Raw genomic sequence first — 16,723 nt, 5'->3', positions numbered from 1 at the left:
GAACCATTGAACCGGAAAGACGGCGGCCATGGATGACTCGGTTCCGATCTTGCTGATTGCCACCACAGACCCGGATTCCCGGCGGATTCTCGAAGATGAGTTACGCCGACGCTACGGGGCCGACTACGAGGTGGTGGCCTGCGCCGGCTACGCCCACGGACGGGCAGCACTTGAGGGGCTCCGGCGCTGGGATCGCCCGGTCGCGCTCATCCTCGGGTGCTACGGACCGGCTGACCGCGGTGGCCTCGATTTCCTCCGGCGCGCCTATGGCTTTCACCCGGCCGCCAAGCGTGCTGTTGTGGTGACATGGGGTGACTTCGCCAGCGCCCCCACCATCTTCCGCGCGATCGCGCAGGGCCACGCCGAGTTGTTGATCATACGTCCCGAAAAAACGCGCGACGAAGAATTCCATGGTGCGATTACCGACGCCCTCGACGACTGGCACCTGGCCCAAGGGGTCGGATTCGAGGCGGTCCGGCTGATCGGGGAGGTGGGCGACGAACGGACCCATATGTTGCGTGACAACCTGAACCGGAACCACATCCCGGTGGGCTTCCACGCTGTGGGGACCGAGACCGCGGAACGGACGCTGGAGAGCCTGGGCCTCCGCGACCCGGTGCTACCGGTCATGGTGCTGCAGTTCACCGCCGCACCGGTTGTCCTCCAGAACCCCACCGACCTGGAGATTGCCGAAGCGATGGGTGTCACGCGGCCGCCACCGGCAGACAAGATCTTCGATGTGGTGGTGGTGGGCGCCGGTCCCTCCGGTCTCGCGACCGCCGTGTACGCCTCCTCCGAGGGCCTCTCCACCATGGTGGTGGAGGGAGAGGCTGTGGGAGGCCAGGCCGGCACCAGCTCGTTGATCCGCAACTACCCCGGCTTCTCCCGGGGTGTGAGCGGCGCCCACCTGGCCTACCGCTCATTCCACCAGGCCTGGACTTTGGGCACGGACTTCCTGTTTTTGCGGAAGGTGGAGGGGCTCGGCGCCGACGGAGTACTGCACACCGTGGCCATTTCCGATGGCAACGTGGTGAAGTGCCGCACCGTCGTGGTGGCCACCGGGGTGGACTACCGCCGCCTGGGCATACCCCAGCTGGAGAATCTGGTCGGCAGAGGCGTCTTCTACGGGGCCACGGTCTCCGAAGCGCCGTCGATGGCCGGAAAACACGTCTGTGTTGTGGGTGGCGGCAACTCGGCCGGACAGGCGGTTCTGCACCTTGCGAAATTCGCAAAGGACGTGACGCTGCTGGTGCGCGGACCCACTCTGGCGGCCAGCATGTCGGAGTACCTCATCTCCCAACTTGAGGCCACCCGGAACGTAGCCATCCGCTATAGCACCATGGTTGTGGGGGCCCGCGATCAGGACGGGTTCCTGGCCGCCGTCAGGCTCGCCCCATCGGGAGCCACTGATGCAACCCCGAGCGATGAGATCGAAGCGGTCGGCTTGTTCGTGCTGATCGGTTCGATGCCGCGGGCCTCCTGGCTGCCCGACACCGTAGAGCGTGACCCAGCCGGTTTCCTGCGCACGGGCGTCAGCCGTGATGTCCAGAAGGCCGGGTCTTTTGGGCCGGACAGGCCGCCATTGGCCCTGGAGACCAGCGTGCCCGGCGTTTTCGCGATCGGCGACGTGCGGGCCGGTTCGATCAAACGGGTGGCTACCGCCGTGGGGGACGGCGCCACCGTGGTCTCGATGCTGCACACCTACCTGGCGGAGAACCCCCTGCCTGCCTCGCCCCCTGCCGCTGCCCCTGCCCCTGCCCCTGGTCAGGCAGCCGCACCCGAAGAGTCGCCCAGTGATGTCCCCTTTAGCTGAGGTCACACCGTTGATTCCGCCGATGCGGTGGCTGCTCTACGTCGCTGCATTCCTCGTGTTTCTTGCCGGGCTGGTGCTGTTCGTGTTTCCGCTCCGGACTGATGAATTCTTCGCGTGGACAGTCAATCCGCCCATGACGGCGGTCTTCCTCGGGGCGGCATATTGGTCGGCTGCCGGTTTGGAGGTGACGGGGGCCCGGTCATCGAGCTGGGGTTCAGCGAGGCTGGCGGTCTGGCCGGTGTTCATCTTCACGACGTTGACCCTCGGAGTCACCCTGCTTCATCTCGATCGCTTCCATCTGTCGCCAAACACTGCCCCCACTGCCCAGATAGCCACCTGGGCGTGGCTGGCAATCTACGCCATCGTGCCCGTGGCGATGCTGGTCATCGGCTGGATGCAGATCCGGTCGCGGCGTCCTGGCCCCCAGTCTGTAACGGCGGGACGGCCAGTGCTGCCCCCTGCACTCCGGCTGCTCATGGTGGGAATCGCCGGAGTACTGCTGTTATACGGAGTGGCGCTCCTGGCAGTACCCGTTCCAGCCGCGACGTGGTGGCCGTGGCAGCTGTCCGAGCTCACGGCGAGGGCGGTGGGAGCGTGGCTGGTCGGTCTGGGGTGGTCGGCCGCCCAGGGCCAGTTCAGCCGCGACCTCCGCACCGTCCGCCCTGTGGCCCTGACCTCCGTGGCCTTCGTCATTCTGCAGGCGCTTGCCCTGCTGCGGTATGGCAGCGCCCTGAATTGGCCAAGCGCACAGGCGATCGGCTTCGTCACCGTACTGCTCGCCATTGGAATGGCCGGCGCATGGGCACTCGCACTGTCCCGCTCGCCGGCGGCCCGGACCGGAATGACGTGAGCGGCCTACCCGCAGGGGATTAATCCTCCGGTCCGATGGAAACCCGTTCTGCGTCGGCAGCCCGGAAGGGTCAGGACACCTCGGCGAGTAGCCCGTCGATCCGGTTCAGCAGGCCCGGCCAACCGTTGCCCATGCCTTCAAGGGCCTGCCGCCCCATTGGCGTGTCCAGACGGAAGCCGGCATGCTCGAAGTGGAGGACGGTCCCGTCTTCGACGGACTCGAGCCGCCACGTAATGGTGGTGTCCAGGTTGCCCTCGGAGAACAGGAAGGTGATTGAACTGCCCGGTTCCACGGCCAGGACTTCGCACTGCTGCTGGCCCCAGGCGCCCATGTCCAAGGTGAAGCGGTGGCCCACCACCGGCGCAATATCTCCAGGCGCCCACCAGCGCGCCAGCAGTTCGGGCGTAGTCAGGGCGGCCCACACAGCGGGCGTCGGGTGCGGGAAGCGGCGCTCGAGCCGGATCGCGTTTTCGGTCATGACGGTTTCTCCTCGTCCAGAAGTTCTGCCAGCGCGTCGAGGCGCCGGTTCCAGTAATGCTCAATGTGCTTCACCCAGCCGCTGACCTCGGCGAGGCCTGCAGGCTGGAGATGGTACAGCCGGTTTCGGCCATGCCGCTCTTCCCGGACAAGCCCGGCTTCGCGTAGCACAGCCAGGTGTTCGGACGCCGCGGAACGGCTGAGATCCAACAGCCCCGTAAGTTCCCCTGCCGTCCGGGGCCCATTGCACAGCTCGTCGAGAATGATCCGCCGGGCGGGGTTTGCGACAGCGCCGAACACATCAGGAAGCACCAAATCAGTATACGTCGGAAATTTCCGACATATCGACCATCGGCGTGAGAGTGCACGAACGACGCCGGCACGTTCCGCCGTCGTGCGTTCGCGTGCAAATGCCCACTATGCTGAGCGGACCATCAGGGGGATGGCTGGGCAGCACGGGGGGCATTGGTGGTATCGGGTTTTGAAAGGAAGGACCCGACAGGCCTGCCTGCCCGGGCGCGCACATGGAAGGGGCGGTCGGCCACTGTGCTGGGCCTCGCCCTGTTGGTGGGCCTGCATTTCACGCCGACCCTCTTCAACCGCTTCGTGTTCTCGGCTGCCCTGCCCCACCCGCCCGGCCCCGAAGTCCCTTCCCCGGGGTTTCGAATCTGCGTCGTCGCCTCTCGGCCTCCCGCCCACCGTCAGCGGATCAGGTGCCTACGTCCTGCAGGAGTCGCCGGACCCGGCCCAGCCGTTCGTTGCCTACGACCCGTGCCGTCCGGTCCATTACGTGGTCCGGCCGGACCACGCGCCGCCCCGTTCAGATCAGCTCATCCGGGAGGCCGTGGCCGCGGTTTCCACTGCGCCCGGGCTGCAGTTCGTGTACGCCGGCGCCACCTCCGAAACGCCAACAGTAGACCGCGATGCGTACCAGCCTGAGCGCTACGGCAAGAAATGGGCGCCGATCCTGATTGCGTGGTCCACTCCCGAGGAAGCACCCAGCCTGGCGGGAAGGGTTGCGGGCACCGGAGGCAGCGCATCCATCCAGATCCAGGGCGAACCGTACGTTTACGTCACTGGCCAGGTGCAGCTTGACGGGCCGGCCCTGGCCGAAACTCTGGCCTTTCCCGATGGACCAGAACGGGTCCTATCCGAGGCGGTTCCCCGACGGCGTGTCCGGTTTAGGACACCCTGTCGGGGCTGCTTGAGCGTTAGCCGGTCCCGGTTCTAAGGCGCTGTGTCGGATACTGAGGTTTCGATTGTCGTCAGCGTGATGGCCGTTCCGGCTGGCATGATCCCTTGTGCCTGTGTGAGAACCTGGCGTTCTCCGATGAGCAGACCAGTTTGGGGGTCGATGATGATGTCCTGCCTCGTGTGTGAGACTTCTTCCACGCGGCCGATTGCGATGCCTTTGCGTCCATTTAGGGTGGCTTGTTCGTCGGTGACTGTAACTCCTGGGATAAGTGCTGCGGCCTTATAGAGGGCGGCTCGGAGGTCCGCGGGAACGACGCCTGCACGGAGCAAATCGGCAATGAAAACCAATGCCTCACCATCGATGGATTGACCGTGGCCTATGGTCTTTTTGAAGATGTTGTTCAAGAGCAGGTACGGGTCTCTGGGGAACGAAGCCAGATATTCGGGCGAAGGAAATCCGGACTGATCAGGTGCCGAACCATAGAAGGCTCCATTTGGTCCTCGAAGCACGTGTTCCTTCGGACCGTCGTATTGGAGAGTCTGCTCGTGTTCTCTCGATGCTTCATCAAAAAAGACTGTTGGGATTCGGCCCGATCGTTCCCAAACCCACTCGTCGCTTCGGTTGGCGGGGATGTACATGGTCATGTTCTCGGTATCGAGCCACTGGTACTGCTTGCCGTCTTCGTCTGTGGAAAAGGTGCCCCAGAGGTTGCTGCTTTGAATCTTCAGGTATTGGCCTGGGTTTACTACCGGGTCGGCCGTTTTGATGGTCGTTTGAGCGGCCTCATTGAGCACTTGCGCGGCTTGGGCTGTTGCAGCGCCGCGCCAGCCCGTGGGGCCGAGCACGTCGCCGGCCACGAGGGTGGCCACAAGGGCTGCCGTGGCCAGGGAGATTATGCCGACCCTCCTGGCGGTCCGCGAACGATGTGCGGGCCGGGCGATTGGCACGGATGGGTCGATGTGGTGGAGGAGTTTGCGACGCCCATCTTCTACTGCGGCGTCAGTGGCGACAGGGGTCTTGTCACGCATTGCTTGTAGGAGCGTTAACTCGTTCATCATCAATCTCCTTATCATCGAATTGGTTAAAGGCGGCGGCATCGCGAAGAGTGCGCCGGGCCCTGTTGAGGCGTGATCTGACGGTTCCCACCGGCACGCCGGTAGCCAGAGCAATACCCTCATACGTGAGGTCTGCCCACGCGTAGAGCAAGAGACATTCCCTGTCGGCGGGCGAAAGCTTCCGAATGGCCGCGGCAAGCATGGCGGTGCCGGCCGCGGCGTCCAGACGTTCTGCTACTCGATCGGTTCCGTCACCGTAGCTGTCCCGGCCGGCGGCCCTAGCGAATGCTTTGAGTCTTCTGGCTTCGGTGCGATGGTGACGGCGAAGCAGATTTGTGGCGATGCCGAAAAGCCAGGGCCTCGCATCTTCCCACTGATGGTCGAAGGACTCCCGGCTTTCGAATGCCACCAGGAAGGTTTGCGCCATAACGTCATCAGCAACGGATTCACCCGCCCTGGTAGCGGCATACCGATGCACCGAACGGCAATACTTGTCGTAAAGCAAGGCGAAGGCCTGAGGATCATCGCGGGATCTACGTATTAGTTCGCTGTCAGTCGTCACAAGATGTATTGCCCCCATGAGAGAAAAGAGTTCACGGAAGCTTAGCTGGGGTCAGTCGAGGCTCCGCCCGCGCCAGCGTTATCGGCGGCACGAGGAGAACAGCGGGCAGGTCGACTTTGGGGACGGCGACCGTGCCGGTCTCGCCCTGCTGGGAACGGGCAGGTGCGTCCCGCGGTTATGACGGGGTGTGCGGGAAGACAGGCCGGGAGCCCCGGCCGGCTGAGCTGGCCGGGGCTCCCGGATTTGATGATGGGTTCAGCGGGAGGTCACACGCGGGCGGGGACAGCCACCTTAAGCGGTTCGATCTTGCCCATGACGAACAGGTAGTTCGCCGCGCCGATGAGCGAGACGGCTCCGATGACGGCAAGGGGTGCCACAAAGGATCCGGTCTGGTCCACCAGGACGCCGATCAGGATGGGGGTGAAGATGCCGGCCAGGTTGGACGCGAAGTTCTGCAGCCCACCAATGGAGCCCACGTGGCGTGAACTCGGGGCAACGTCCGCTGGCAGGGACCAGATCCCGGTCGCCGCGACGGTCAGGCTGGAGTACGCCACGGACAGGAGGGCCAGGGCCATCCAGGCCTCGGGCACCAGAGCAGCGAACATGATCACCGAACCGCCGGTCAGGCCGCCGGCGATGGCGGTCTTGCGGACGCGGGTCACCGAGATGCCGCGTTGCACGGCACGGTCGGCAACATAGCCGGCGAGCCAGCCGAACGCCACGGCGCAGATGCCGGGAATGGCACCGAACATCCCGAGCTTGAGCAGGTCGAAGCCCCGCTCCTTCACCAGGTAGCTCGGGAAGAACGTGATGAAGAAGTAGATGGCACTGTTCAGGCAGAAGAAGCCGAACATCATGCTCAGTACAGTCCGGTACTTGAAGAGCGACCGCCACGGAAGCTTCGCGGCTTCCGCGTCATCACTGGCCGCGCTCCGGGCGCCGCCTTCCTGGATGTAAGCCACCTCGGCGGCGTCGGCGGTGGGGTGCTCTTCCGGGCTGCGGTAGACCTTCCACCAGACGGCAGCCCAGATGAGCCCGGCAATTCCGATGATGATAAACACGGCATGCCATGAGGTGAACGCAACGATCAGGGTCACGATGGGCAGGGCGATGACCGCACCCACGCGGGATCCTGAATCCCAGATGCTCGTGGCAAAGGCGCGCTCGCGGACGGGGAACCAGGTGGCAACCACTTTGGCCGCAGTACTCGGGGCGGGGCTTTCACCGACGCCGAGCAGGAACCTGGCAGCAAAAAGGGACCAGAAATTGGTGGCCGCCGCGGTGACCATGGTGAAGACGGACCACCAGAGGGCCGCCAGCGAGAACGACCGCCGCGGACCCACCTTGTCGACATACCAGCCGGCGGCCAGCTGGCAGAAGTCGTAGGCCCAGAAGAACGCCGCGAAGATCAGGCCCTGCTGGGTTGCCGAGAGCTCGAAGTCCTTGCCCATGAACGGCAGGGCCACACTGAGGCTGGAGCGGTCCAGGTAGTTGATGCTCAATCCGATGAAGGCGAGCCAGATAATCATCCAACGCTTGCGGGTCATGGTGCGGGGAGCCTTGGGGGAAGTTTGGGGGGCGAGCCGGCTGTCGAGGACAGTCATAGCGTCTCCTTTGACGTAAACGTTTGCTTTTTCCGTGAAACACGGGCGGGGAAAACGCCGAGGATCCCGGCGTCAAAATCATGTAGGAATCGCAATGATCATATAGTAGATGTGATCCAGAGCAAGTTCTGGACGAGATACGCCCCCACCCGACCTTAGCCGCCGGTGGCTTATGATTCCCACTAGTGACTCCGTCCAACCAGCACAAAGAGGTAGCCGCGTGCCCCCACGTCAATCATCCGATGCATCAAAAGGCAAGGCGGCCGTCAGCGACGTCTACGCCTCCATGCGGGCCTCCATCCTCAAAGGCGAGATCGAACCGGGCGCACGGATCAACATTGATGCGGTTTCCCGAAGCCTGGGCGTCTCGCAGACGCCGGTGCGGGAAGTTCTTCAACGGCTTGAGGGTGACAACCTGGTGGTTTACAGCCCCGGCCGGGGGTACAGCACCACGCCGCTGCTCGGTTTGGACGAGCTGCGCTCCCTGTTCGAGTTCCGGCTGCTGGTTGAGCCGTGGGCCGCCAGGGCGGCAGCCGTGGATCGGCTCGCAAACCCTGCCCGGGCGCTGGAAAAGGAACTGGCCGCGTTCAGGGGCGTCATGAGCGGCGGGGGCGACCTGCGGCAGGACCTCGTGGCGCATGACACCCGCTTCCACGACACCATCCTGCTCGCCGCCGGAAACCCGGTGGTGCAGCACGCCTTCGCCCAGACCCACTGCCACCTGCATACGTTCCGCCTCTACCCGGCAGATATCGACGGCGCCATCACCATTGCTGAACACGCCACGGTTCGGGACGCCATCGCAGCATGCCAGCCGGACCGCGCCGAGGAAGCCATGGCGGAGCACATCAGGAATTCCTACTCGCGTTTTGCCCAGGCCTTCGAAGGAAAGGCGGACCTGCCGCCCCTGGACAGCGGCGGGCCCCCGGGAAGGCATATCGTCAACTGAAACTGGAGCTCCGGCCTACTGGCCGGGGCTTCTTTTATTTTCTCCGACACTTGATCTGCGTCACTCTTCCTATATGATTGTGGAACTTCATATAGGAATCGTGTCCACTCATTTGAATTGATCGAGAGAAGAAAACCATGAGTTCCATCATTTCCATCCACACCCAGGACGTACGGTTCCCGACTTCCCTGGAGCTTGACGGGTCCGACGCCGTCAACGTCGACCCGGATTACTCTGCTGCCTACGTCGTCATCCGCACCGATGCAGGCGACGAGGGCCACGGGTTCGTCTTCACGTGCGGACGCGGCAACGAAATCATCACCCACGCCATTGATGCCTACGCCCGCCTGCTCCTGGGCCGCGACATCGAAGAACTGATCTACGACCTGGGCGGCGCCTCCAAGAGGCTCATCCACGACTCCCAGTTCCGCTGGCTCGGTCCCGAAAAGGGCGTCACCCAGATGGCGGCCGGCGCCCTGGTCAGCGCCCTCTGGGACATCCGCGCCCGCCGGGAAAACAAACCGCTGTGGCTCCTTCTCAGCGAGATGCCCGCCGAAGAGATCGTCGACGTCGTCGATTTCACCCACATCCGCGACGCCCTGAACCCGCAGCAGGCCCTGGACATCCTCCGGGCCGGCGAAGACGGTAAGGCAGCCCGGATCGCCGCCCTGAAAGCGGACGGCTACCCGGCTTACACCACCTCTCCAGGCTGGTTGGGCTACAGCGACGAAAAGCTCGTCCGGCTGAGCAAGGAGGCGGCCGCGGACGGCTTCTCCATGATCAAGCTGAAGGTGGGCGGGAACATCAATGACGACCGCCGCCGCATGGCCCTGGCCCGGAAGGCTGTGGGCGATCTTCCCATCGCCATCGACGCCAACCAGCGCTGGGAAGTGTCCGAAGCCATCGAATGGGTCAACCAGCTCGCCGAGTTCAACCCCTACTGGATCGAGGAGCCCACCAGCACGGACGACATCCTGGGCCATGCGGACATCCGCAAGGGCGTTTCGCCTGTCCGGGTGGCCACCGGCGAAGCCGTGGCCAGCCGCATCGTGTTCAAGCAGCTGCTCCAGGCCGGCTCCATCGACGTCCTCCAGCTGGACTCCACCAGGGTGGGCGGCGTCAACGAGAACATCGCCAACCTCCTGCTGGCTGCCAAGTTCGGTGTTCCGGTGTGCCCGCACGCCGGCGGGGTGGGGCTCTGCGAACTCGTCCAGCACTTCTCCTTCTTCGACTACGCGGCAATCACCGGCAGCCAGGACGGCCGGATGATCGAATACGTGGACCACCTGCACGAGCACTTCGCCGAGCCGGTCCGCATCATCAACGGCCGCTACGCCGCCCCGGAACTCCCGGGCACCGGCGCCGAGATGCTCAGCGCCTCGCGCTCCCGTTGGGAGTTCCCCGCCGGAGCGGGATGGCTCGAGGTGGGCAACCGCGCAGCCGTGACGGGCGCATCCGTGACGGGAGCGGGTGCACTCCGATGACCACCACTGTTGATGACCTCAACCTGAGTGTGGACGCCGCCCACGCCGCGTTCGAAAAGGGCCGCACCGCGGACCCAGGCACCCGTGCGTCATGGCTGGAGGCCGTGGCCGCGGGCCTGGAGAACGACGCCGAGGCACTGGTGGCAACCGCCGTTCAGGAAACCCACCTCGGAGAGCCACGGCTCCGGGGTGAACTCAAGCGCACGGTCTTCCAGCTCCGGCTCCTCGCCGACGAAATCGGGAGCGGTGAGCACCTGGACGCCACCATCGACCGGGCGGACGCGGACTGGGGCATGGGACCGCGGCCGGACCTGCGCCGGCTCAACGTGCCCATCGGCGTCGTCGGTGCCTTTGGCGCCTCCAACTTCCCGTTTGCCTTCAGCGTGATGGGCGGCGACAGCGCCTCGGCACTGGCCGCCGGCTGCGCCGTGGTGCACAAAGCACACGACGGACACCGGAACCTCGCCGTCCGCACCGCCGAGACTGTCATCGCCGCACTGGACGCTGCCGGAGCACCTTCCGGGCTGTTCTCGCTGGTTACCGGCCGGGCCGCCGCGGAGGCCCTGGTTGACCACCCCCTGGTCAAGGCCATTGGGTTCACCGGATCGACGGCGGGCGGCCGCGCCCTGTTCAACCGCGCCGCCGCCCGGCCGGAGCCCATCCCGTTCTTCGGCGAGCTGGGCGGCATCAACGCGGTGTTCGTCACCGGAAGTGCGTGGACGGCACGGCGCGACGAGATCCTCAGCGGATATGCCGGCTCCTTCACCCTGGGGATGGGACAGTTCTGCACCAAGCCCGGGCTCCTGTTTGTTCCCGCCGGACAGACCGACGGCGTCCGGCAGGTTCTCAGCGGCGCGCTGGCCGACTTTGCCGCGGCGAAGCTGCTGAGCCCCCGCCTGCATGAGGGCTACCGGCAGTCTGTGCAGGACCTGCGCGGCAACACGGGCGTGGACGTTCTTGTCGAAGGCGACTTCGACGAGGCCCCGGCGCCCACAGTGCTCCGCACGACCTCCGCCGAGGTACGCAATGATCCGTCCCTTCTGCGGCAGGAAATGTTCGGACCCGCCAGCCTGGTGGTGGAGTACGGCGACGAATCGGAACTCCTGGAACTTGCCGGACTCCTGGAGGGCCAGCTCACCACCACCGTCCAAGCAGAAGAGGACGACGACGTCTCCGACCTCGCCGCACGGCTGGCGGACATCAGCGGCCGGGTTCTCTGGAACGGCTGGCCCACCGGAGTCACGGTCAGCTACGCCCAGCACCACGGCGGACCGTATCCCGCCACGACCTCGGCCACAACGTCCGTGGGAACCGCTGCCATCCGCCGCTTCCTCCGGCCCGTGGCCTACCAGTCGTTCCCGGCAGGACGGCTGCCCGAACCCTTGCAGGATGCCAATCCCTGGAGCGTTCCGCAGCGGGTGGATGGTGTGTGGCAACGGCCTGTCCGGCCGGGACAATCCGCCGAAAGCGCGGACCAGGCATGAGCGCGGCGCCGGACATCAGCGGGGCATCGGTGCTCCCCGACGACGCCGCACAGGCCCTCCTGATCGGCCGCGTCTGGGATGTCGAAACCGGCGGACCACGGGTGGTGGCCGTCAAGGAGGAGGACGTCTTCGACCTCCAGCACCTGGCCGGCACCGTCTCCGAGCTTTTGGAGCGGCCCCACCTCGTGGCGGACGTCCGCGCCGCCATGTCGGTTCCCCGCTGGAAGACCCGCGAAATCGTTCACGCCTCCATGACGCAGGATTCCGCCCGCCCGCATTTCCTGGCTCCCGTGGACCTTCAGGTCATCAAGGCCTGCGGCGTGACGTTCGTGGACAGCATGATCGAACGGGTCATCGAGGAGCGCTGCGCCGGAGACGCCGGCCGGGCGGCCGGGATGCGCGAGCTGGTGGGCCGCGCCCTCGGCGGCAGCCTCGGCTCGATCCGGCCCGGCTCCCCCGAGTCAGCCGAAGCCAAGAAAGTGCTCATCGCCGAAGGGCTCTGGTCACAGTACCTGGAGGTCGGGATCGGGCCGGACCCTGAGGTCTTCACGAAGGCGCCGGTGCTCTCCTCTGTGGGGCTTGGTGCGGGGGTCGGGATTCCTGCGTTTTCCTCCTGGAACAACCCGGAGCCGGAACTGGTGCTCATTGCCACCTCGGACGGCACGGTTGTGGGCGCCACGCTGGGCAATGACGTGAACCTCCGCGATGTGGAGGGCCGGAGCGCCCTGCTGCTCGGGAAGGCCAAGGACAACAACGCGTCCAGTGCCCTGGGCCCGCTGATCCGTTTGTTCGATGACGGCTTCACGCTGGAGACCCTGCGCCAGGAGGAGATCCTGCTGCGGGTGGAAGGCCAGGACGGCTACTCACTGGAAGGCAGCAATTCGGTAGCCCGGATCAGCCGGCCGTTCGAGGAACTCGTGGCGGCCACGCGTGGAAAGCACCACCAGTACCCGGACGGGTTTGCCCTGTTCACCGGCACGCTGTTCGCCCCGACCCAGGACCGCGACCAGCCCGGCCAGGGCTTCACCCACCACCCGGGCGACACCGTGACCATTCGCAGCCGCCACCTCGGTGCCCTCATCAACGTCGTGGGGGCGGCCGAAGAGCTGCCGGAATGGTCGTTTGGCCTGCGGCAACTCTTCGGCTATCTGCATGGTCAGCGCCAGTTCCCCGAAGCAAAAAGTCCCGAAGCAATCAGTAAGGAATATGCCTCATGAAATTCGCCCAGACCGGCGCCCCGGGCGCCGAACAGCCCGTGCTGATCCACGGGGACAGGCACTACTCGCTGCGCAGCATCACACCGGCCATCAACGGTGAGTTCCTCGCCAACGGCGGCCCGGCCGCTGCCGCCGCCGCCCTGGCCGCAGGCACGCTGCCGGAGGTCAGGTCCGACGGCGTACGGTACGGCGCCCCCGTGACGCGCCCGTCCGCCGTCGTCTGCGTTGGTCTGAACTATGCCGCCCACGCAGCGGAATCAGGTGCCCGGCCGCCTGAGCACCCGGTGATCTTCCTCAAGACGCCCAACACCGTCGGCGGACCGGACGATGCCGTAAGCATCCCGCGGGGATCCACCAGGACCGACTGGGAAGTGGAGCTCGGGATCGTCATCGGGAAACGGGCGTCGTACCTGGACTCCCCCGAAGCCGCCCGCGAACACATCGGCGGCTTCGTGGTGGTGGATGATCTCTCCGAGCGTGACTTCCAGCTGACCGTTTCCGGCGGCCAGTGGTCCAAGGGCAAAAGCTCCCCGGGGTTCTGCCCCACGGGCCCGTACCTGGTCACTCCCGGCGAGGTGGACGCCGGCAATCTCCGGCTGCGCAGCTGGGTCAACGGAGAGGGCCGCCAGGATTCATCCACGGCGGACATGATCTTCGACGTGGAAACCATCGTCTGGAGTCTGAGCCAGTACATGGCGCTCGAGCCCGGTGACCTCATCTGCACCGGCACCCCCGAAGGTGTCGCACTGTCCGGGCGCTTCCCGTACCTGCAGGCCGGGGACGTCGTGGAAATTGAGATCGACGGTCTGGGCCGCCAGCGCCATGAGTTCACGGCATGAGCGCAGACCCGGCGATGGAGTTTGACGGCATCCGTGTCATCGTCACCGGCGGCGCCTCCGGCATCGGTGCCGCCACCACGTCGCACCTGACCCGCCGCGGAGCGAGGGTTGCCGTGCTGGATCTGGACCCGGATTCGGCTCGTGACGCGGCCCTGTCACTCCAATGCGACGTGGCCGATGACGCCTCGGTGCGCGCCGCCGTCGAACGGGTCGCCCGGGAATTCGGGGGGATCGACGTGGTGGTGAACAACGCCGGGATAGGTGCCCAGGGCACTGTCGCGGACAATGACGACGCCGAGTGGCAGCGGGTCCTGGACGTCAATGTGATTGGCGCTGTGCGCGTGAGCCGGGCGGCGCTGCCCTATCTCCGGGAGTCCCGCGCCGCCGCAATCGTCAACACTTCCTCCGTCGCTGCCACTGCCGGGCTGCCTGCACGGGCACTCTACGCGGCAACCAAGGGTGCCATCCGGTCGCTGACGCTCAGCATGGCGGCGGACCATGTCCGGGAGGGCATCCGGGTCAATTGCGTCAATCCGGGCACGGCGGACACTCCGTGGATCACCCGGCTCCTGAGCCAGGCGGAGGACCCGGTGGCGGAACGTGCGGCGCTGGAGGCGCGTCAGCCGCATGGCCGGCTGGTGACCCCGGCCGAGGTTGCAGCAGCGATTGCCTACCTGGCCAGTCCGCTGGCGGGCTCCACCACGGGCACTGAACTGGCGGTCGACGGCGGGATGCAGGCGGTCAGGCTGCGCCCCGCGACCTAGAAGGTGAGGCGGCGAGAAAAGCCTTGACCTGCATCACATCCCCTATATGATAGTTACTATTCCTATATGATCCACGACGGCGAGCAACCGGCCCCCGGACTCCGTCACCCCTCCCGTATCCGATCCGCACCATAATTTCCAGGAGACTCCCATGTTCAGAGCAACACCGAAGTTGCTTCTTATTCCGGCTATCGCGTTGGCCCTTACGGTGGGAGGCTGCTCCTCAGGGGGCACCTCCGCCGGCGGCACCAGTACAACCGGAGCCGTGGCCGACAGCCACCTCGCACAGATCCTCAAGTCGAAGACGATCAAGATCGCCGTCAGTGCCGACTCGCCGGGATATGGCGTCATGACCTCATCGGGCGAGCATGAGGGTTTCGACATCGACGTCGCCAACGCCCTCGGCGCCTCGCTGGGCGCAAAGATTGAGTTCGTCACCGCCACGAACGAAAGCCGCATCCCGCTGCTGCAGACCGACAAGGCGGATGCAGTCATTGCCACGTTCACGGCATCCGACGCCAGGGCCCAGGTGGTGGACATGTCCGAGCCCTACGCCGCCAGCTCCACGGTCTTCATGGTGCCTGCCGGAAGCGCGATCTCAAGCTACGCGGACCTGGACGGGAAATCCGTGGCTACTTCCCGCGGCAGCGTGGGCGAGCAGATCCTCAAGGCCACCTTCCCGAATGCCAAGATAGCCGGATTCAATACAACGGCCGACTCCATCCAGGCCCTCAAGAGCGGCAAGGTGGACGCGCTGATTGAGAACAACGCGATCGTCGGTGGGCTCGTGAAAAATGAGCCGTCCGCATACCAGGTGGTCAAGGGCGACCCGATCAAGCCGGCGCTGTTCTCCATCGGCGTCAAGCAAGGCGACCAGACGTGGCTTAACTACCTCAACAACTTCATCCGGAACTACAACATCTCCGGACAGAACGAGGCCTCCCTGCAGAAGTGGTTCGGGCTGAAGCTTCCCCCCTTCCTCGCCCACTAACAGTATTCGGACGCACTCTCCGGTGTGGGTGGAGGCGCCGCAGTCATTCACCCACACCGCCGTTCACCGATAGGACCCCTTGCTCATGGCTTTATATTTCGGAGACCTTCTCCCGTACAGCTCTCTATTGCTTGAGGGGCTCTGGACGGCCCTGTACATCACGCTCGTGGCCATGGTGGCGGGAAGCGCCCTCGGCGTCTTCCTGTACCTGGGGAAGGCCGGGCCGGGAAAACCTCTCAGCATCTTCTGCACCTGCTATATCGAGGCCGTCCGCAACACGCCCCTGCTGGTGCAGCTGTACCTGATCTACTTTGCCCTTCCCGTGCTGGGCATCAACCTCGAGCCCATCTGGGCGGCCGTCATCGGCCTGACCCTGAACAACGCTGCATACACGGCGGAAATCTACCGGGCCGGGTTTGAATCGGTGCCGCACGGGCTGCGTGAGGCCGGCAAGGCGCTGGGCATGAAGCCTGCGCAGATTGTGCGCTACATCGTCCTGCTGCCTGCCACCCGCAACGTTTTCCCCGCACTGACCAACCAGCTGATTCTGCTGTTCCTGGCCTCGTCGATTGGATCCATCATCTCGCTTCCTGAACTGACCAACGCGATCATGAGCGTCAGCAACACCACGTACCGGACCGTCGAGGTGCTCGCGGTGGGCGGGCTGCTTTACCTGGGCGTCTCCGCCCTCCTGTCCCTGGCCTCCAAGCGGGCCGAAACAACGCTGTTCCGGTGGGCGGTGGGTGCACGTGTTTAGGGCCTTTGACTGGCAGGACCTCCTTCCGCTGGCGAAGGGTGCCTGGCTGACCATTCAGCTCTGTGCCATGTCCGGCATCCTCGGAATCATCTTCGGACTGATCCTTGGCATTGCACGAACCTCCCCCAGCAGGATTGCCCGGTGGATCAGCACTATTTACATCAGCTGCGTACGCGGGGTACCCATCCTGGTCATCATCTTCTTCATTTTCTTCGGGATCCCGCTGCTCTTCTCCGGCCTGGAACTCGAAAAGTTCGCCTCGGCCGTCGTCGCTCTGACCTGCTTCGCCGCCGCATATGTGGCCGAGATCGTCCGGGGCAGCATCGAGGCGGTTCCCAGGGGGCAGAGTGAAGCGGCAGCCGCCCTGGGCCTCAACTACTGGGAGAAACTCAGGTATGTGGTCATGCCGCAGGCCAGGAAGGTCATGGTTCCCCCTGGCATCGGCTTCCTGATCGGGCTGGTCAAGGACTCGTCCCTGGTCACGGTGACCGGACTGGTTGAGCTGACGCATGCGGGAAACATCGTCACCAACCTCACCGGCGATCCCATCCTGACGTTCCTGACGGTCGCCGCCATGTACTTCGTCATTTGCTACAGCATCTCCCTGCTCGGACGCCTGTATGAGAAGCGGACCGGCATCCAGGTGGACCCCCTCAAACTTCCAGAGCCCGCGGCACTTTAG

Annotated in this window: 16 protein-coding genes; 11 read left to right on the top strand and 5 right to left on the bottom strand. The window is 65.1% G+C overall.

From position 1 onward, the window contains the following. The first annotated feature begins 28 nt into the window (after positions 1–28). Together ACS5PJ_RS05245 and ACS5PJ_RS05240 are read left to right on the top strand one after the other, a co-directional pair. Positions 29–1,813, top strand: a complete 1,785-nt coding sequence (locus ACS5PJ_RS05245; RefSeq protein ID WP_439433856.1) for an NAD(P)/FAD-dependent oxidoreductase — start codon at positions 29–31, stop codon at positions 1,811–1,813. Next, positions 1,797–2,663: a hypothetical protein gene (locus ACS5PJ_RS05240; RefSeq protein ID WP_439433855.1), complete on the top strand. Its 867-nt coding sequence runs from the start codon at positions 1,797–1,799 to the stop codon at positions 2,661–2,663. Before ACS5PJ_RS05245 ends, ACS5PJ_RS05240 begins: the two co-directional genes overlap by 17 nt. Before the next feature lie 70 nt (positions 2,664–2,733). Here ACS5PJ_RS05240 and ACS5PJ_RS05235 read toward each other — a convergent pair whose 3' ends face one another. The 5 genes from ACS5PJ_RS05235 to ACS5PJ_RS05215 form a co-directional block, all read right to left on the bottom strand. After that, a complete protein-coding gene (locus ACS5PJ_RS05235) occupies positions 2,734–3,141 on the bottom strand; it encodes an SRPBCC family protein (RefSeq protein WP_439433854.1) in 408 nt (135 codons plus the stop codon). Beyond that, on the bottom strand, positions 3,138–3,452 hold the full coding sequence (locus tag ACS5PJ_RS05230) for an ArsR/SmtB family transcription factor (protein ID WP_439433853.1): 315 nt from the start codon (positions 3,450–3,452) through the stop codon (positions 3,138–3,140). Before ACS5PJ_RS05230 ends, ACS5PJ_RS05235 begins: the two co-directional genes overlap by 4 nt. Positions 3,453–4,367: 915 nt before the next feature. Continuing rightward, on the bottom strand, positions 4,368–5,393 hold the full coding sequence (locus ACS5PJ_RS05225; protein ID WP_439433852.1) for a CU044_5270 family protein: 1,026 nt from the start codon (positions 5,391–5,393) through the stop codon (positions 4,368–4,370). After that, positions 5,356–5,952 carry an RNA polymerase sigma factor gene (locus tag ACS5PJ_RS05220; protein WP_439433851.1) on the bottom strand — a complete coding sequence of 199 codons (597 nt, stop codon included), beginning with the start codon at positions 5,950–5,952 and terminating at the stop codon, positions 5,356–5,358. Before ACS5PJ_RS05220 ends, ACS5PJ_RS05225 begins: the two co-directional genes overlap by 38 nt. A gap of 266 nt (positions 5,953–6,218) precedes the next feature. Next, on the bottom strand, positions 6,219–7,556 hold the full coding sequence (locus ACS5PJ_RS05215; RefSeq protein WP_439433850.1) for an MFS transporter: 1,338 nt from the start codon (positions 7,554–7,556) through the stop codon (positions 6,219–6,221). A 220-nt stretch (positions 7,557–7,776) separates the two neighbouring features. Here ACS5PJ_RS05215 and ACS5PJ_RS05210 point away from each other — a divergent pair, with 220 nt between their 5' ends. From ACS5PJ_RS05210 to ACS5PJ_RS05170, 9 genes are all read left to right on the top strand, one after another. Further along, the gene (locus tag ACS5PJ_RS05210; protein ID WP_439433849.1) at positions 7,777–8,505 is read left to right on the top strand and encodes a GntR family transcriptional regulator; all 729 of its coding nucleotides are present in this window, start codon (positions 7,777–7,779) and stop codon (positions 8,503–8,505) included. A gap of 137 nt (positions 8,506–8,642) precedes the next feature. Further along, positions 8,643–9,989, top strand: a complete 1,347-nt coding sequence (locus tag ACS5PJ_RS05205; RefSeq protein WP_439433848.1) for an L-fuconate dehydratase — start codon at positions 8,643–8,645, stop codon at positions 9,987–9,989. Further along, positions 9,986–11,473 (top strand): aldehyde dehydrogenase (NADP(+)), encoded by a 1,488-nt coding sequence (locus ACS5PJ_RS05200; protein WP_439433847.1) that lies wholly within the window; start codon positions 9,986–9,988, stop codon positions 11,471–11,473. The genes ACS5PJ_RS05205 and ACS5PJ_RS05200 overlap by 4 nt, the downstream gene beginning before the upstream one ends. Then, a complete protein-coding gene (locus tag ACS5PJ_RS05195; protein WP_439433846.1) occupies positions 11,470–12,690 on the top strand; it encodes a fumarylacetoacetate hydrolase family protein in 1,221 nt (406 codons plus the stop codon). Before ACS5PJ_RS05200 ends, ACS5PJ_RS05195 begins: the two co-directional genes overlap by 4 nt. Then, a complete protein-coding gene (locus tag ACS5PJ_RS05190) occupies positions 12,687–13,529 on the top strand; it encodes a fumarylacetoacetate hydrolase family protein (RefSeq protein ID WP_439433845.1) in 843 nt (280 codons plus the stop codon). Before ACS5PJ_RS05195 ends, ACS5PJ_RS05190 begins: the two co-directional genes overlap by 4 nt. A gap of 14 nt (positions 13,530–13,543) precedes the next feature. Next, positions 13,544–14,293 carry an SDR family NAD(P)-dependent oxidoreductase gene (locus ACS5PJ_RS05185; RefSeq protein ID WP_439434116.1) on the top strand — a complete coding sequence of 250 codons (750 nt, stop codon included), beginning with the start codon at positions 13,544–13,546 and terminating at the stop codon, positions 14,291–14,293. Between the two features lie 151 nt (positions 14,294–14,444). Continuing rightward, positions 14,445–15,284, top strand: a complete 840-nt coding sequence (locus ACS5PJ_RS05180) for a transporter substrate-binding domain-containing protein (protein ID WP_439433844.1) — start codon at positions 14,445–14,447, stop codon at positions 15,282–15,284. Between the two features lie 85 nt (positions 15,285–15,369). After that, positions 15,370–16,041: an amino acid ABC transporter permease gene (locus tag ACS5PJ_RS05175; protein ID WP_439433843.1), complete on the top strand. Its 672-nt coding sequence runs from the start codon at positions 15,370–15,372 to the stop codon at positions 16,039–16,041. Further along, positions 16,034–16,723 (top strand): amino acid ABC transporter permease, encoded by a 690-nt coding sequence (locus ACS5PJ_RS05170; RefSeq protein ID WP_439433842.1) that lies wholly within the window; start codon positions 16,034–16,036, stop codon positions 16,721–16,723. The genes ACS5PJ_RS05175 and ACS5PJ_RS05170 overlap by 8 nt, the downstream gene beginning before the upstream one ends.

Source organism: Pseudarthrobacter cremeus (assembly GCF_051857465.1).
GTDB lineage: Bacteria > Actinomycetota > Actinomycetes > Actinomycetales > Micrococcaceae > Arthrobacter.
The sequence above is the reverse complement of the archived record's forward strand: the minus strand, read 5'-3'. Positions and strand labels throughout refer to the sequence as shown.

Bases quoted from the DNA above. Each gene is read 5' to 3' on its own strand.
- ACS5PJ_RS05190 (WP_439433845.1), top strand. From the start codon at position 12,687: ATGAAATTCGCCCAGACCGGCGCCCCGGGCGCCGAACAGCCCGTGCTG.
- ACS5PJ_RS05185 (WP_439434116.1), top strand. From the start codon at position 13,544: ATGGAGTTTGACGGCATCCGTGTCATCGTCACCGGCGGCGCCTCCGGC.
- ACS5PJ_RS05205 (WP_439433848.1), top strand. From the start codon at position 8,643: ATGAGTTCCATCATTTCCATCCACACCCAGGACGTACGGTTCCCGACT.
- ACS5PJ_RS05215 (WP_439433850.1), bottom strand. From the start codon at position 7,556: ATGACTGTCCTCGACAGCCGGCTCGCCCCCCAAACTTCCCCCAAGGCT.
- ACS5PJ_RS05245 (WP_439433856.1), top strand. From the start codon at position 29: ATGGATGACTCGGTTCCGATCTTGCTGATTGCCACCACAGACCCGGAT.
- ACS5PJ_RS05235 (WP_439433854.1), bottom strand. From the start codon at position 3,141: ATGACCGAAAACGCGATCCGGCTCGAGCGCCGCTTCCCGCACCCGACG.
- ACS5PJ_RS05180 (WP_439433844.1), top strand. From the start codon at position 14,445: ATGTTCAGAGCAACACCGAAGTTGCTTCTTATTCCGGCTATCGCGTTG.
- ACS5PJ_RS05200 (WP_439433847.1), top strand. From the start codon at position 9,986: ATGACCACCACTGTTGATGACCTCAACCTGAGTGTGGACGCCGCCCAC.
- ACS5PJ_RS05175 (WP_439433843.1), top strand. From the start codon at position 15,370: ATGGCTTTATATTTCGGAGACCTTCTCCCGTACAGCTCTCTATTGCTT.
- ACS5PJ_RS05240 (WP_439433855.1), top strand. From the start codon at position 1,797: ATGTCCCCTTTAGCTGAGGTCACACCGTTGATTCCGCCGATGCGGTGG.
- ACS5PJ_RS05195 (WP_439433846.1), top strand. From the start codon at position 11,470: ATGAGCGCGGCGCCGGACATCAGCGGGGCATCGGTGCTCCCCGACGAC.
- ACS5PJ_RS05225 (WP_439433852.1), bottom strand. From the start codon at position 5,393: ATGATGAACGAGTTAACGCTCCTACAAGCAATGCGTGACAAGACCCCT.